We start from the raw sequence: 15907 nt of genomic DNA on the forward strand, positions 1-15907 counted from the left end.
AATAATAGGTGGTGCTTGATTTGGATTTAGGTAAAAAATTGCTCGATGGAGACAGAAGAACTTGTGCTAGATTAATTTCCATGATTGAGCGTAACGAACCTGAAGCTATAGATATAATTAAAAAATATTATAAACACACTGGTCATGCATATATTATTGGAATAACAGGTCCTCCAGGGGGAGGTAAAAGTACTTTAACTGACAAATTGGCGAAATTATTAAGAAAGAAAGACAAAAAGGTAGGTATTATAGCCATAGACCCTACAAGCCCATTTAGTGGAGGAGCAATTTTAGGTGATAGGATAAGAATGAATGATTTATCTACTGACCCAGGAGTGTTTATAAGAAGTATGGGAACTAGAGGACACCTTGGAGGATTGTCAAAAGCTACTCAAGGAGCTATAAAAATATTAGATATATATGGGGCGGATTATATTTTTATAGAAACTGTAGGAGTTGGTCAATCAGAGGTGGATATAGTAAAGACAGCTGATACAGTAATTATGGTCATGGTGCCTGGACTTGGAGATGATATTCAAGCTATAAAAGCAGGAATAATGGAAATAGGAGATATATTTGCAGTAAATAAGAGCGATTTAGATGGAGCTGATAAAACTGCTCTTGAAATAAATATGATGTTAGATTTTAATAAACAAGAAGGATGGAGGCCTCCAGTACTAAAGGTATCTGCAGGAAAAAATCGAGAAATAGATTCTCTTTTAAATAAAATATTAGAACATAAAAAATACATGGAAGATAATGGAAAACTAGAAAAAAGAAGAAAGAGGAATGCAGGACTTGAGATAATAAATTTGGTTAATGAAGAGCTTATGAGTTTGATAATGAATATATCAAAAGAAGGAGATATGTTAGATAACATATCAGAAAAAGTATTAAGAAAAGAGTTAGATCCTTATACTGCTAAAGATAATATGATTAAGTTAATAAAAAATAAGGAGTGATATATGATGGTAAGTAAGATAGATCATATAGGTATAGCTGTTAAAAACTTGGATGAAACATTGAAATTTTATGAAGATGTTTTAGGATTAAAGGCTCAAGGTACAGAAGTAGTAGAAGAACAAAAAGTTAAAGTTGCTTTTCTTCCATTAGGAGATAGCGAAATAGAACTTTTAGAGTCTACAGAACCTGATGGACCTATAGCTAAATTTATTGAAAAAAAAGGTGAAGGGATTCAACATATGGCTTTAAGAGTAGATGATATAGAAAAGGCTATAGAAGAAATGAAGGCAAAAGGAATGAGAATGATAGATGAAAAGCCAAGATATGGTGCAGGTGGAGCTAGAATTGCTTTTATGCATCCTAAAAGCAGTCGAGGTGTATTATTAGAACTTACTGAGAGAAAATAATTATTAAAGGGAGGGTAAAAATGGCTGAAAATAAAATTGAACAATTACGAGCTGCAAAGGAAAAAGTAAAACTTGGAGGCGGTGAAAAGAGAATTGAGAAGCAACACAACAGTGGTAAGTTAACTGCAAGGGAAAGGATAAACTTACTTCTTGACGAGGGAAGTTTTGTAGAGATGGATACATTTGTTGAACACAGATGTACGAATTTTGGAATGGAAAAGAAAAAAGCTCCAGGCGAAGGTGTAGTAACTGGATATGGTACAGTAGATGGAAGGCTTGTTTATGTATTTGCTCAAGATTTTACTGTAATAGGTGGTTCATTGGGAGAAATGCATGCTGCAAAAATTTGTAAAGTACAAAAAATGGCCATGAAAATGGGAGCTCCAATAATAGGTATTAATGATTCAGGCGGAGCAAGAATTCAAGAAGGTGTAGATGCACTTTCAGGTTATGGTAATATTTTCTATAACAATACAATAGCATCAGGCGTTATACCACAGATATCAGTAATAATGGGGCCATGTGCTGGAGGAGCAGTTTATTCACCAGCTTTAACAGATTTTATTTTTATGGTTAAAAATACAAGTAGAATGTTTATAACTGGTCCACAAGTAATAAAAGCTGTAACAGGTGAAGATGTAACTCAGGAAGAGCTTGGTGGAGCTATGACACACAATAAAATAAGTGGAGTAGCACATTTTATAGATGACAGTGAAGAAAACTGTATTAATAGAATAAAAGAACTTTTAAGTTATCTACCATCAAATAACCTTGAAGATGCACCAGTATTTGAAGTAGAAGACGATATTAATAGGGTAGAAGAAAAGTTAAATGATTTAATACCTGACAATCCTAATAAGCCTTATGATATGAAAGAAATTATAAATGCAATAGCTGATAATGGAAGTTTTTTAGAAGTACAACCATATTATGCTCAAAACATAATAACAGGATTTATTAGGTTAAATGGAAGGTCGGTAGGTGTCATTGCAAATCAACCTAAATATTTAGCAGGATGTTTAGATATAAATGCTTCAGATAAAGCTTCAAGATTTATAAGAACATGTGACTCATTTAATATTCCACTATTAACATTAGTTGATGTACCAGGATTTTTACCAGGAACAAATCAAGAATACGGTGGAATTATAAGACATGGAGCTAAACTTCTTTACGCTTATAGTGAAGCAACTGTGCCTAAAGTAACTTTAATAACAAGAAAAGCTTATGGTGGAGCATATATTGGAATGTGTAGTAGGCATTTAGGAGCAGATGTTGTTTATGCTTACCCTACAGCAGAAATAGCAGTTATGGGACCAGACGGAGCAGCAAACATCATATTTAAAAAAGACATTGAAGGTTCAGATGACCCAGTATCGACAAGAAAAGAAAAGATAGAAGAATATAGAAATACAGTAGCAAATCCATATGTTGCAGCAGCTAGGGGATATATAGATGATGTAATAGAACCATCTATATCAAGGCCTATGATTATTAGTGCATTTGATATGCTGTCGAGCAAAAGGGAGGATAGGCCATCTAAGAAGCATGGTAATATGCCTCTATAATAGATAAACTGGAGGTGATAGTTTTGTTAGGAGATAATGTGAGTATAAGTCAAGCTCTTATAGTTACAGTGTTTAGTATGTTAATTGTATTTGCTACATTGTATATAATATCCCTTATTTTGGGGGGATTTAAAAGTGTATTTTATAAGGACGATAAGAAAAAACAAATATCAAAAAATAATATTGAAGTAGATCAAAAGCCAAATATTGATGAAGAAAAAGTTGAAGATGATATAGATGAAGAAACGGAAATAGTAGCAGTTATAGCTGCTGCTTTAGCTCAAAGCTTATCAGTTTCACCTGCAGATATAAAGATAAAAGCTATTAATAGAATTCCCCAAACTTCACCAGTTTGGGCTGTAGCAGGAAGACAAAAACAGGTTTCTAATAAATTATAGACAAGGAGGACTTAAAATGAAAAAATATATAGTAAATGTTAATGGAAAGAGTTATGAAGTTGAAATAGAAGAGGTAAAAGAAGGAGCAAGTGCTGCATCTATTTCAAGCACTCCTTCACCACAAGTAAAAGCTACACCTGCAAAGCCAGCAAAAGCTAGTAAACCAGCTCCAAAAAAAGCAGAAGCAAAACCAGTACCACAAGGAGCAGAAACTGTTGAAGCACCTATGCCAGGAACAGTATTAGATATAAAAGTAAAAGAAGGAGATACAGTAACAGAAGGACAAGTACTATTACTACTTGAAGCAATGAAGATGGAAAACGAAATAGTAGCACCAAGAAGTGGTAAGGTAGCTGCTATAAATACTGCAAAAGGAGCATCAGTAAATACAGGAGATCCACTCATTTCTTTAGAGTAGACAGGCAAATTTTCAGAAAGAGAGGTAACCTAAATGTTTGTAGAATTATTAGAAGAGTTTTGGACAAGCACTGGTTTTTCAGGGATAACCTGGAAAGAATTAGTGATGATAGGTGTTGCTTGTTTATTAATATATCTTGCAGTTAAAAAGCAGTACGAACCTTATTTATTAATTCCAATAGGATTTGGAATGTTATTAGTAAATTTACCATTAGCAGGATTAATGGAAGATAGCGGATTATTAAAAGTAATATATACAGGTATAGATAAAGGATTATATCCACCACTAATTTTCTTGTGTGTTGGAGCTGGAACTGACTTTGGACCACTTATAGCAAATCCAAAGAGTATATTATTAGGAGCAGCAGCTCAATTTGGAATATTTTTAACCTTTGTATGTGCAATACTAATGGGATTTACAGGTCCAGAAGCAGCATCAATAGGGATAATAGGTGGAGCAGATGGGCCAACAGCTATTTTTACAACAACAATGTTAGCAGACCATTTACTAGGGCCAATAGCAGTAGCAGCATACTCCTATATGGCATTAGTACCTATAATCCAGCCGCCAATAATGAAATTACTTACAACAGAAGAAGAGAGAAAAGTAAAGATGGAACAGTTAAGGCCAGTATCAAAGAAAGAGAAGATAATATTCCCTATAATAGTTACATTATTTACAGTGCTTTTACTACCATCAGCAGCACCACTAATAGGAATGTTGATGTTTGGGAATTTAATTAGAGAATCAGGAGTAGTTCCTAAACTAGCAGAAACAGCACAAAATTCATTAATGTATATAGTAACTATATTGTTAGGGATATCAGTAGGAGCAAAAGCAGAAGCAGAAATATTTGTACAATGGGGAACTATAAAGATAATACTACTAGGACTAGCAGCATTTGCATTTGGAACAGCAATGGGAGTAATATTTGGAAAGATAATGTATAAAACAAGTGGAGGAAAGATAAATCCACTAATAGGAGCAGCAGGAGTATCAGCAGTACCTATGGCAGCTAGAGTAGTACAGAAAGAAGGGCAAAAAGCAAATCCATCAAACTTCTTACTAATGCACGCAATGGGACCAAACGTAGCAGGAGTTATAGGTTCAGCAGTAGCAGCAGGAGTATTGCTAATGTTCTTTGGTTAAATATAAAAACCTTCTATGGATTATCCATAGAAGGTTTTTTCAGACAAGGGGACAGGGACTTGTCTGGGTATGGCGAAAATGTATAAAGGAAATAGGAGTGAAAAAAATGAGGAGAAAACTATTTATTTTGACAGTTTTAGTCTTTTTAGTTGTTTTATCGGGCTGTAGTAAAGAAACAGATTCATTACAGGAAATAAAAGAAGAAGTAAATATAATTTCAAAAGAACATAACGACATAAATGTTACAGTAAATCCTAATATAGAGCTTTTATCTATAGTTCAGTATTTAAGTAATTATAACAGTCGTACAGGATTAATGACTAAATTTGATATAGAGTATAAGTCAGATGTAGATGAATATTTTGAAAAATATAAAAATCATAAAGCAGTAGAGTTTTTTGATAAAATGTCACAAAATAATTTTACATATGACGCACCACCAACAGTAATGCTATATTTAGATTCAAAATTAAATAAAAAAAATAATGTTAACTATACTGAATATCTGTTAAATAGGGCTGGTGGTGAGAAAAATATAGAGAAATTTGTTAGCTTGTTAAGAGATTTTTACATAGATACGAATTTCCAAAAATTTTTTAATGCCCATGCAGATTATTACAATGATATAATCGATGAAACTATAGAAAATATGGGTAATCATAATTACATAAAAGAGTTAGAATCTTACTATGGATTAAAGCAGAATAGTTATAATATAGTCTTAGCATCACTTTTTCATCCAGGGGGCTTTGGTCCTAAGGTAGAAGTAGATAAAAACAAATATGATATATATAGTATAATTGGTCCACAAGGGATACAAAATGGGAAGCCTGTTTTTGGTAATGAAGAAGGATTCAAATATTTACAAAGACATGAGTTTAGCCACTCTTTTGTAAATTATCTAGCTGATATCCATGAGGATGAACTTATGAAGTATGAAAAGTTATTTACCCCAATAAAGGAGCCTATGTCTGCTATGGCATATAGTGATTGGAAAACTTGTGTAAATGAACATATTGTAAGAGCAGTTACTACAAGAATGGCTTTTAATGATGGAGAAGAAGAAGGAGAAGAAGCTTTGGCTTATGAAGAAGGAAATAAGTTTATTTATGTAGAAGAATTGGTTAATAAGTTATACGAGTATGAAAATAATAGAGAGGAATATGAAACATTTGAAGAATTTTATCCAGAACTAATAAAGGCATTTGACAAGTATTTGAATAACAAAGATTTAATAGAAGAGAAATTGTCCCTTTATAAATCTATTAATGATGCAATTTTTGATGGAGATATTATTATTGTAATACCTACTAATGAAAAAAGTAAAAACAATGAAATAAAAGAATATGCGAATAGTATAAATAATGCATTTAAATTAAGTGAAAAGATAATCTCAGATGAAACAGCTTTGGAAATGGACTTAAGTAAATATAATGTATTAATTTATGGTACTATTGAAGGAAACAAATTGCTTTCTAAATATAAAGATGAGTTTCCGTTTACAATGAAGGATAATTCTATTGCTATTAATGGAAAAGAATATTCAGGTGAAAAAATTCAGTTTATAACTGTTGTAAAAAATCTACAAAATCCAAAGAAAAGTTTTATAATTTATACTTCTAACAAAGAGGACAATATTTTAAATATTAATGATAACTTTCATGGCCCATCAGCTTATCATTTGTATATAGATGGTAAGGAAGTTTTAAATGGATTTTATTAGTTTGAATTAAAAAATTAAGTGCCTATTTACCACTTTGTAAAAACAAAGCCTACACAAACGAGAAAAACAAAAATTTAGTTTGTGTAGGCTTTTTGATTTTATAAATTTGGATAATTGTTTTATTCAGCACTATATACCAACCTATATTTTTTACCTTCAACAACAAATATTTTTTCAACTTCATCGTCTATTATATCTTTAAGATCTCCTTCAAACTTAAATTTAGCACCTATACCACAATTTGAGCTAAGCTTTCGTGGCACAGGCATAAGATTACATTCAATATTTGCTGCTTTTAGCTTTCTATCAAATTTTATAGCTCCAGAATGAGTGAAAAAAATTGCTACATATTCATTCATGATTATTTCTCCGCTATGATTAATGTATCTTCATCCATATCTTTAAATGTTACTTTATATCCTGAATTTTTTAAAAATCTATTAATATTGTTTTTAGCAGTGTTATTATCTACTATTATTTCTATTCCTTCTGGATGCTTTTGGATAGCATTTTTAGTCATCAATACAGGTTGTGGACACGACATTCCTCTTACATCTATTCTTTCCATTACATTCAACTCCTTTTAATTAATTATTGCTAGCTTTTTCTAGCTTTTTTTGTCCAACGAGCATTTCAGAGTTTGCAATTGATATTACTGCAACAACTAAGAAACAAATAAGCACTGCTATTTGACCATTAGTTGTAGGACCTTTTGGGCTAGAAGCCAATCCAAAGTTATGGCAAATGGCTGCCCCAACTAACATACCTATAATCGCTACAGCAGAGTCAGTGTTACCTTCTCCTGATAAGATTAACTGCCTTAATGGGCATCCTCCTAGAAGAACTGAGCCCCATCCTACTAGAGCCATACCGAGAAAATTCCACAATCCATCGGTATGGGCTACAGGTTGACTTGCAAAACCAGGGTTAAAATATCCAAATATCAAATTTCCTATAAATGCAAATATTATTATAGATAAAAAACCAGATAGTAGATAACTATCTTTAAACATTATCATATCTCTTGTTCCACCAACCATACAAAGTCTAGTTTTTTGAGCTAAAATTCCTACTATTAGTCCAGCAATTAAAGAAATCCAGATTGGAGCGTGCATTGATCCAGGACCTTCTTCACTAAACATCAAAAGGCTAAATCCAGTTAAAAGTAAAACAAATAGACCAACATTTACAGCAGGGAATAAATAACCTTCAAGTTTAGGCATTTTGTAGCTTCTCTTTAGATTAAAGCCTTTATTGAGGAAGAAAACTCCTATAAAGATTCCAAGTACAAATCCTGCTATTCCTAATACAGCATTTAGATCTCCTCCTGCAAGCCTTAATACCATTCTTAATGGACACCCTAAAAACATTAATGCACCAATCATTACAGCGATACCTAATATAAATCTAGTAAATGGCGAAGAACCTCCAGTAGCTCGAAACTCTTTATTTTTCATTGAGATAATAAATGCACCTAACACAAGACCAATTATTTCAGGGCGTATGTATTGAACTATTGCTGCTCTGTGCATGCCTATACCACCTGCCATATCTCTGATAAAACAAGCGATACAAAACCCCATATTTGCTGGGTTACCAAATTTAACTAACAATACTGATATGATTCCAACGATGGCTCCTGCAACAATAATACCTTTTCTTTCCATTATATTCTAATCCTCCTTTATTTTATTATTATATTTATCTGAGTAAATTGCTTAATTATCACTGTACCAAATTTAATAGAATATTTTATCTTGCAATTTACTCTTTTCATCTAAATTTTAACAATTGCAAAGCTAAAAGTATAATAGAAAATTCCTATATAATGGGCATATGCTATTGACATTTATAATTAATATTGTATAGTGCTGTAAATAAAGATATCCTGAATATAGATAATAAATTAGAGGTATGTAACTATACCATAACGGAGGTGTATTATATGAACAATCTATATTTAGACAATGGAGCGACTTCATTTCCTAAAGCTCCGGGAGTTGTTGAAAGCATGTCAAATTATTTATTAAATGTCGGTTGCAATGTAAATAGAGGAGCATATAAAAGTTCTTTTGAAGCAGAAAACGTTGTTTTCGAAACTAGGGAATTAATATGTGAGCTTTTTAATTTCGACAAGCCTGAAAACGTAATATTTACTAAAAACATAACGGAAAGCCTTAATGTATTGATTAAGGGGTTAATTAAAAAGGGAGATCATGTTATAGTGTCATCAATGGAACATAATGCAGTTATGAGGCCATTAAATAGTATTGTGAGTAAAGGTGCTGAGTTTTCAAAAATTACTTGTAATAAAAATGGAGAATTAAATCCAGAAGATATAATAAAGAAAATAAAACATAATACTAAAGCAGTTATCATGCTACACGCTTCAAATGTTTGTGGAACGATATTGGATTTAGAGAAAGTAGGAGCTATATGTAAAGAGCATGGACTGTATTTTATCGTTGATACTGCTCAAACAGCAGGCTTTTTAGATATAGATTATAAAAAAATGAATGCAGATGCTATAGCATTTACAGGACATAAGGGGTTATTAGGGCCTCAAGGAATAGGTGGATTTATTATTAATGATGATATGGCTAAAGCACTTGATACTTTCATAGAAGGGGGTACTGGCAGTCTTTCAGAGAAAGAAATACAGCCTGAATATATGCCTGATAAATTTGAAGGAGGCACATTAAATATTCCAGGGATATACGGATTAAATGCTTCTCTTAAGTATATATTAAAAGAAGGGATTCATTCTATACAACAGAAAGAGTTATATGTAGTAAAGCATTTTTTAGATAAAATTTTAAATATTCCTCAAATAGCTGTGATAGGTAAAAAAGGGATAAAAGGTAGAACTGCTGTTGTTTCCATAGATGTTCCTAAAGAAGATAATGGAGAAATATCATACAGGTTATATGAAGAATTTGGTGTAATGACTAGATGTGGGCTTCATTGTGCACCTTCAGCTCATGAAACTTTAGGTACATTTCCAAAAGGGACGGTGAGATTTAGCTTTAGTCATTTTAATACAATAGACGATGTAAAATATGCTGTAGATGCAGTATATAAAGTTATTAAAAATTTATAAAATGTGAGTGAATTTCATAATTACTACAAGGTCAAAATTTTGCAAGTTATAAATTTTCTAACTCCGGATTTAAAAAAATATTTTATTATGCAATTTCCTTACATATTTATATTGCCAACAAGTAAAAAAAAGTTTATAATTAACTTGTTATTAAAGCTAGCATCTAATATGAGCTAGACTGTTTTGGAAAATTTAATATTTCTAAAGCATCGTCTGGTATCCAAAAAAAAGGAACTAGAACGGGAGGTTGTGTAAATGATTTCAAAAAGTGTAAAGAGTTTTTCTGTGCGAAAAATGGCTATTGTTGGAGTTTTAAGTGCTATTTCTGCTATTTTAGGGTTAACTCCTCTAGGATTTATTCCTGTAGGGCCTACAAAAGCAACTATCATGCATATACCAGTTATAATAGGTGCAATAGTTGAAGGTCCCTTTGTTGGAGCATTAGTAGGGCTAATGTTTGGCTTATTTAGCATGATACAAGCAATAATGTATCCGACAGCCATTTCTTTTGTTTTTTTGAACCCATTAGTTGCTGTGGTACCTAGAATATTAATTGGAATTGTAGCATATTATGCTTATGCTATATTTAAGAAACTAGGGAAAAAAGCATCTTATATAGTATTATCAGCAATTTGGGCTTGTATAATGTGTTATCTATTAATGACTTTAGTGCAACAAATTTCAAATTATAGTTTAAATAGTATTTCATTTGTAGAAATGATAAAGGATTCTTCATTTTGGATGATGATTTTTAATGGTACACTAGTTATATTAACAGCAATTATAGGATACTTTTCCTATAAAAAATTAAAGGATAAGGCAATTGAAGTCGTTATATCTGCTATGCTAGGTACTTTAACAAATACAATTGGTGTTTTATCTATGATTTATCTGCTTTATGCTGAGCAATTTGTAGAAAAAATTGGCGGCAATACAAATATAGCTGGGAAAATAATAATGGGCATTGGTATTACTAATGGTATTCCCGAAATAATTGTAGCTATACTCATAGTTACTGGAGTAATTTCAACTTTAAAAAATAAGTCACGAGGTGATTTGTAGGCTTTATAAGAGGAAGGTGAAAAAATGCTTTTAGTAATTGATGTTGGTAATACAAATATTGTTTTAGGTGTATATGATGGGAAGAAACTTCTAGATTATTGGAGAATTTCTACTGACAGAAATAAAACCTCTGATGAATACGGTTTACTTATTCGAGAGCTATTTATATTCAACAGTATTAATATAGATGATTTAGAAGATGTGATAATATCTTCAGTAGTTCCTACTATAATGTATTCCTTACAAGCAATGAGTATTAAATATTTAAATAAACAACCATTAATTGTAGGTCCTGGAATTAAAACAGGTATGAATATAAAATATGATAATCCTAAGGAAGTAGGTGCGGATAGGATAGTAAATGCTGTTGCGGCATATGAAAAATATGGTGGCCCTATTATAATAGTTGATTTTGGTACAGCAATAACATTTTGTGCTGTATCAGAAAAAGGAGAATATTTAGGAGGTAGTATAGCACCAGGTATAAAAATTTCTAGTGAAGCATTGTTTATGAGAACTGCTAAACTTCCAAAGGTAGAGCTAATTAAACCTGAAACTGTAATATGTAAAAATACTGTAAATAGCATTCAATCTGGTTTGATATATGGTTATGTGGGGCTAGTTGACTATATTATTGATAAAATGAAAAATGAACTAGGTGGAAATGTAAAAACTGTAATAGCTACAGGAGGGTTAGCATCTCTTATTGCAAAAGATTCGAGAAATATTGAGATTACAGATAAACTTTTAACTCTTGAAGGGTTAAGAATAATATACGAGAGGAATAAATAAGTAGCCTTTAAAGGCTACTTATTTTATGATAATATATTAAAACAAGTTTATAACAACAAACAAAGGGTGATAGAATGAAGATTGGCAATATAAATCTTGAAAATAATGTTATTTTAGCACCTATGGCAGGCATTACAGATAGTGCATTTAGGACAATATGTAAGGAAATGGGTGCTGGACTTGTATATAGTGAGATGGTAAGTAGCAGAGGATTATATTATAATGATAAAAAAACTAAAAATCTACTTGAAGTTAACGAATACGAGAGACCTATTTCACTACAGATATTCGGTAATGAACCTTATATAATGGCTAAAATAGTTGATGAAATATTAAATAACAAACCAGATATAGATATTATAGATATTAACATGGGGTGTCCTACTCCTAAAATAGTAAAAAATGGAGATGGAAGTGCATTGCTAAAAGAACCTGAACTGGTTAGAGAAATAGTTAAGGCAGTTGTGAGAACTTCAAATAAACCTGTAACTGTGAAAATAAGGGCAGGCTGGGACGAAAAAAGTATAAATGCAGTGGAAATAGCTAAGATAATAGAAGACAGTGGAGCAAGTGCAATTGCTGTTCATGGTAGAACAAGGGAACAATTTTATTCTGGAGAAGCTGATTGGGATATTATAAAAAGAGTTAAAGAAAATGTAAGTATACCTGTTATTGGGAATGGAGACATATTTACTCCTGAAGATGGAAAGAAAATGCTTGATTATACAGGATGTGATGCTATCATGATAGGTAGGGGAAGTAGAGGCAACCCTTGGATATTTAAAAGAACAATTGCTTTGCTCGAAAGAAATGAAAAGTTACCACTACCAAAGGATGAAGATAAAATCAATACGGCAATAAGACATCTTAATCTTGTGGTAAATTTAAAAGGGGAAAGAATTGGGGTTAGAGAGATGAGAAAACATATTATTTGGTATGTAAAAGGAATGAGAAATGCTTCAACACTTAAGAATAAAATAAGCCAAATTGATAATAAACACGAAATGGAATCAGAACTATACAAGTACTTGGAAAGTTTTAAATAATTCTTTAGGAATATCAACATAATTAAGTCATAAAATACAATATAGTTTATTATATTTGAGTGTTAGAGGGGGGATTTCTACATTTGGGTAAGTTCATATATTTTTTAACACCTGATCAGTATTATTCGCACTTTAGAAGAGGAGTTAGGAAGATATTTCCTCAAAAGTTTATAAATAAATATCAACTTAAAATAAGTCCTAGAATAGCATGTGTATATAAAAATAAAAATGACCAAATTAAAGGATACGGATTAGGAATTTTGTTTACATATGAGAATATTGATAAAGAAATATATATCAAACGAATATGTGAGGCCATAAAGATTGTAAAAGATAATAATGTAGAAAATATTATTGCTGATTACGATTATTTAGGCGAGGAAGAAAAGAGATATATAGAAGATTTTTCTGGGATGAAGATTTTAGATGGAAGAAATATAATAAAGAACAATTTATTTCAAGTTTATAAAAAGATATGTGATTATAGAAATGTTGATATTTACAATCAAGAGATTGTTGTAATAAGTTATAATACAGATATTTCTAAAGATTTTATAATGGAAATATCTAAACATGTAAAATACCTGACAATAGTAAAAAAACGAAATAAAGAATTAGAAGAAATGAAAAAACATATATTACATAGTACAGGACTTGCAGTGCATTCAATAGAATATATAGGTGAAAGTATTGGAAACTATGATGTTATTATAAATTTTGATGATAAAATTAATTTTAACATTAATAAGATTAAGAGAAGAGCAATAGTTTTTGATATAAGTATAAGAAGAAAATTAAGTAAGGAGATTGGGAAAAAGAGAAAAAATATTTTAGTTATAAAGGATTTCATATATAAAAATAATAGTGATATAATATGTGACGATAATTATTTGAATTTTGGAAGTGAAATAGGGTCCTGCATTTTTGAAGCTCTATGCTGTGATGAAAATATATTACCGATAAAAATTAAAATACATAATAAAACATACTATGTAAATGATGCAGTAGATACGTATTTAAAACTAACATCAAATTCTAAAAAATTTCTAGAAAAAAGTAAAACAATATAATCTTTTATACTCTTGACAATATTAGGTTACTAAATTATAATAATCATCATATAGAAATGCAGGCACTGTAATTTTTTACGGTGCTTATTGTTTAGGTATTATATGAATTTTTAAAATATATATAAAAATTAAAGAAAAGGAGAGAAATATGGTGGCTGATAAAGAAGTTTATTTAACTAGTGAAGGTTATGAAAAAATTGAAAGCGAGCTTGAAGAATTAAAGGTTGTAAAAAGAAAAGAAGTTGCAGATAGAATTAAACAGGCTTTAGCTTTTGGAGATATAAGCGAAAACTCTGAATATGATGAAGCAAAAAATGAACAAGCTCAATTAGAGGAAAGAATAGCTAAACTTGAAGCTATCTTACGTAATGCAAGGGTTATTGATGCAGATGATATCTCTACGGATACCGTAACTGTAGGGGCTAAAGTTAAGATATTAGACCTTGAATTCAATGACGAATTTGAGTATATTATAGTTGGCTCTACAGAAGCTGATCCTGAAGAAAATAAAATATCAAATGAATCTCCTGTAGGAAAAGCTTTACTAGGAAGAAAAATTGGTGAAATTGTTGAAGTACAGGTTCCAGATGGTATAATAAAATATAAAATACTAGCTATATCAAGATAATAGGAGGTTAGAATGAATGACGAATGTTGAAGAAAATCTAAATGAAATGCTGATGATGAGAAGGGAAAAGCTAAAGAAACTCATTGAAGCAGGGAGAAATCCTTTTGAAATTGAAAAATATGACGTTACTCATCATAGTAAAGAAATAAAAGAAGATTATGAAAATATGGAAGGAAAACAAGTAAGTGTTGCAGGTAGAATAATGTCAAAAAGAGGGCATGGGAAAGCAAGTTTTTCAGATATTCAGGATAGCCAAGGAAGAATTCAGATATTTACAAAGTTTGATTTATTAGGTGAAGAAGAATATGAGTTATTTAAATCTTATGATATTGGAGATATTATAGGAGTCAAAGGAGAGGTTTTTAAAACAAGAACTGGAGAAGTTTCTATAAAAGCAAGTGAGGTTACTCTTCTTTCAAAATCACTTCAAATATTGCCTGAAAAGTTCCATGGCCTTAAGGATCCTGACTTAAGATACAGACAAAGATATGTAGATCTGATAGTAAACCCTGAAGTAAAAAATATATTTGTAACTAGATCTAAGATAATAAATGCTATTAGAGAATTTTTAGATTCTAGAGGGTTTATTGAAGTGGAGACTCCAGTGTTATCAACGTTAGCCGGAGGAGCAAATGCAAGACCATTTATTACCCATCATAATGCTTTAGACATAGAAATGTACTTAAGAATTGCACTAGAGCTTTCCTTAAAGAGATTAATAGTAGGTGGATTTGATAAAGTTTATGAAATAGGTAGAGTATTTAGAAATGAAGGAATGGATAGTAGCCACAATCCTGAATTTACTTTATTAGAATCATATGAAGCTTATGCAAATTATGAAGATGTAATGGAAATGGTTGAAAGTATGTATTCTTATGTAGCTCAAAAAGTGGTTGGAAGTACAAAGTTTGAATATCAGGGTCAAGAAATAGATCTTACTCCACCTTGGCCAAGAAAGAGAATGGTAGATATTGTTAAAGAATATACAGGTGTAGATTTTGATAAAATAACTGATCCAGAAGAAGCTAGAAAAGAAGCAAAGAAATTAAAATTAGAATTAAAGGGAACAGAATCTATTGGAGAGATTATAAGCGAGGCTTTTGATGAATATGTAGAGGATAAGCTAATACAACCAATATTTATAACACATCATCCTGTTGAAATATCACCATTAGCTAAAAAAGATCCAGATGATCCTAGATATACTCATAGATTTGAGCCATTTATTTGTGGAAGTGAAGCAGGAAATGCTTTTTCTGAATTAAATGATCCTATAGACCAAAAAGAAAGATTTTTATCTCAAGTCAAGAAGAGAGAAGCTGGAGATGACGAAGCACATGTGATGGATTATGATTTTATAAATGCTTTAGAAGTTGGATTACCTCCAACTGGAGGTCTTGGTATAGGGATAGATAGAATGGTAATGCTGTTTACTAATCAAACATCTATAAGAGATGTAATATTGTTCCCAACTATGAAGCCAATTGATAATGATAGATAAAAAGTCTGCTGATACTTTAGCAGGCTTTTCTTATAGATTTTTAATATTTTAATTACATTAACTTGTAGTTGTTTTTAAATAT

17 protein-coding genes are annotated in these 15907 nt (G+C 31.0%); 14 read left to right on the top strand and 3 right to left on the bottom strand.

What is annotated here, in order from left to right; genetic code table 11:
* Positions 1–20 precede the first annotated feature (20 nt).
* The 7 genes from meaB to ACZ41D_RS02650 all read left to right on the top strand — a co-directional run bounded on the left by meaB (position 21) and on the right by ACZ41D_RS02650 (position 6626).
* Positions 21–962 carry a methylmalonyl Co-A mutase-associated GTPase MeaB gene (gene meaB, locus ACZ41D_RS02620; RefSeq protein ID WP_464152367.1) on the top strand — a complete coding sequence of 314 codons (942 nt, stop codon included), beginning with the start codon at positions 21–23 and terminating at the stop codon, positions 960–962.
* A gap of 6 nt (positions 963–968) precedes the next feature.
* Positions 969–1370: a methylmalonyl-CoA epimerase gene (gene mce, locus ACZ41D_RS02625; RefSeq protein WP_464152368.1), complete on the top strand. Its 402-nt coding sequence runs from the start codon at positions 969–971 to the stop codon at positions 1368–1370.
* Positions 1371–1390: 20 nt separating this feature from the next.
* Entirely contained in the window at positions 1391–2938 is a 1548-nt protein-coding gene (gene mmdA, locus ACZ41D_RS02630; RefSeq protein WP_464152369.1) for a methylmalonyl-CoA decarboxylase subunit alpha, read from the top strand.
* A gap of 23 nt (positions 2939–2961) precedes the next feature.
* Positions 2962–3336 (top strand): OadG family protein, encoded by a 375-nt coding sequence (locus ACZ41D_RS02635; RefSeq protein ID WP_464152370.1) that lies wholly within the window; start codon positions 2962–2964, stop codon positions 3334–3336.
* A 16-nt stretch (positions 3337–3352) separates the two neighbouring features.
* Positions 3353–3754 (top strand): biotin/lipoyl-containing protein, encoded by a 402-nt coding sequence (locus ACZ41D_RS02640; protein WP_464152371.1) that lies wholly within the window; start codon positions 3353–3355, stop codon positions 3752–3754.
* A 33-nt stretch (positions 3755–3787) separates the two neighbouring features.
* Complete coding sequence (locus ACZ41D_RS02645; protein ID WP_464152372.1) at positions 3788–4903, top strand: sodium ion-translocating decarboxylase subunit beta; 1116 nt, start codon at positions 3788–3790, stop codon at positions 4901–4903.
* Positions 4904–5009: 106 nt separating this feature from the next.
* Entirely contained in the window at positions 5010–6626 is a 1617-nt protein-coding gene (locus tag ACZ41D_RS02650; protein WP_464152373.1) for a DUF4932 domain-containing protein, read from the top strand.
* Between the two features lie 119 nt (positions 6627–6745).
* Here ACZ41D_RS02650 and ACZ41D_RS02655 read toward each other — a convergent pair whose 3' ends face one another.
* Genes ACZ41D_RS02655 through yedE form a run of 3 tightly spaced genes read right to left on the bottom strand, consistent with a single transcriptional unit; the run spans position 6746 to position 8293 of the window.
* The gene (locus tag ACZ41D_RS02655) at positions 6746–6985 is read right to left on the bottom strand and encodes a putative Se/S carrier protein (protein WP_464152374.1); all 240 of its coding nucleotides are present in this window, start codon (positions 6983–6985) and stop codon (positions 6746–6748) included.
* Between the two features lie 2 nt (positions 6986–6987).
* Positions 6988–7194 carry a sulfurtransferase TusA family protein gene (locus ACZ41D_RS02660; protein WP_464152375.1) on the bottom strand — a complete coding sequence of 69 codons (207 nt, stop codon included), beginning with the start codon at positions 7192–7194 and terminating at the stop codon, positions 6988–6990.
* Between the two features lie 19 nt (positions 7195–7213).
* Positions 7214–8293, bottom strand: a complete 1080-nt coding sequence (yedE, locus tag ACZ41D_RS02665) for a YedE family putative selenium transporter (RefSeq protein ID WP_464152376.1) — start codon at positions 8291–8293, stop codon at positions 7214–7216.
* A 278-nt stretch (positions 8294–8571) separates the two neighbouring features.
* Here yedE and ACZ41D_RS02670 point away from each other — a divergent pair, with 278 nt between their 5' ends.
* The 7 genes from ACZ41D_RS02670 (at position 8572) to lysS (ending at position 15825) form a co-directional block, all read left to right on the top strand.
* Entirely contained in the window at positions 8572–9726 is a 1155-nt protein-coding gene (locus ACZ41D_RS02670) for an aminotransferase class V-fold PLP-dependent enzyme (RefSeq protein ID WP_464152377.1), read from the top strand.
* Positions 9727–9981: 255 nt separating this feature from the next.
* A complete protein-coding gene (locus tag ACZ41D_RS02675; RefSeq protein WP_464152378.1) occupies positions 9982–10788 on the top strand; it encodes an ECF transporter S component in 807 nt (268 codons plus the stop codon).
* A 24-nt stretch (positions 10789–10812) separates the two neighbouring features.
* The gene (locus ACZ41D_RS02680) at positions 10813–11580 is read left to right on the top strand and encodes a type III pantothenate kinase (protein WP_464152379.1); all 768 of its coding nucleotides are present in this window, start codon (positions 10813–10815) and stop codon (positions 11578–11580) included.
* Between the two features lie 74 nt (positions 11581–11654).
* On the top strand, positions 11655–12626 hold the full coding sequence (gene dusB, locus ACZ41D_RS02685) for a tRNA dihydrouridine synthase DusB (RefSeq protein ID WP_464152380.1): 972 nt from the start codon (positions 11655–11657) through the stop codon (positions 12624–12626).
* 83 nt (positions 12627–12709) lie between these two features.
* A complete protein-coding gene (locus ACZ41D_RS02690; protein WP_464152381.1) occupies positions 12710–13696 on the top strand; it encodes a hypothetical protein in 987 nt (328 codons plus the stop codon).
* Positions 13697–13844: 148 nt separating this feature from the next.
* The gene (gene greA, locus ACZ41D_RS02695; protein ID WP_464152382.1) at positions 13845–14324 is read left to right on the top strand and encodes a transcription elongation factor GreA; all 480 of its coding nucleotides are present in this window, start codon (positions 13845–13847) and stop codon (positions 14322–14324) included.
* 16 nt (positions 14325–14340) lie between these two features.
* Positions 14341–15825 carry a lysine--tRNA ligase gene (lysS, locus tag ACZ41D_RS02700; protein WP_464152383.1) on the top strand — a complete coding sequence of 495 codons (1485 nt, stop codon included), beginning with the start codon at positions 14341–14343 and terminating at the stop codon, positions 15823–15825.
* Positions 15826–15907: the final 82 nt, after the last annotated feature.

The sequence above is a fragment of the Brassicibacter thermophilus genome (assembly GCF_055378355.1).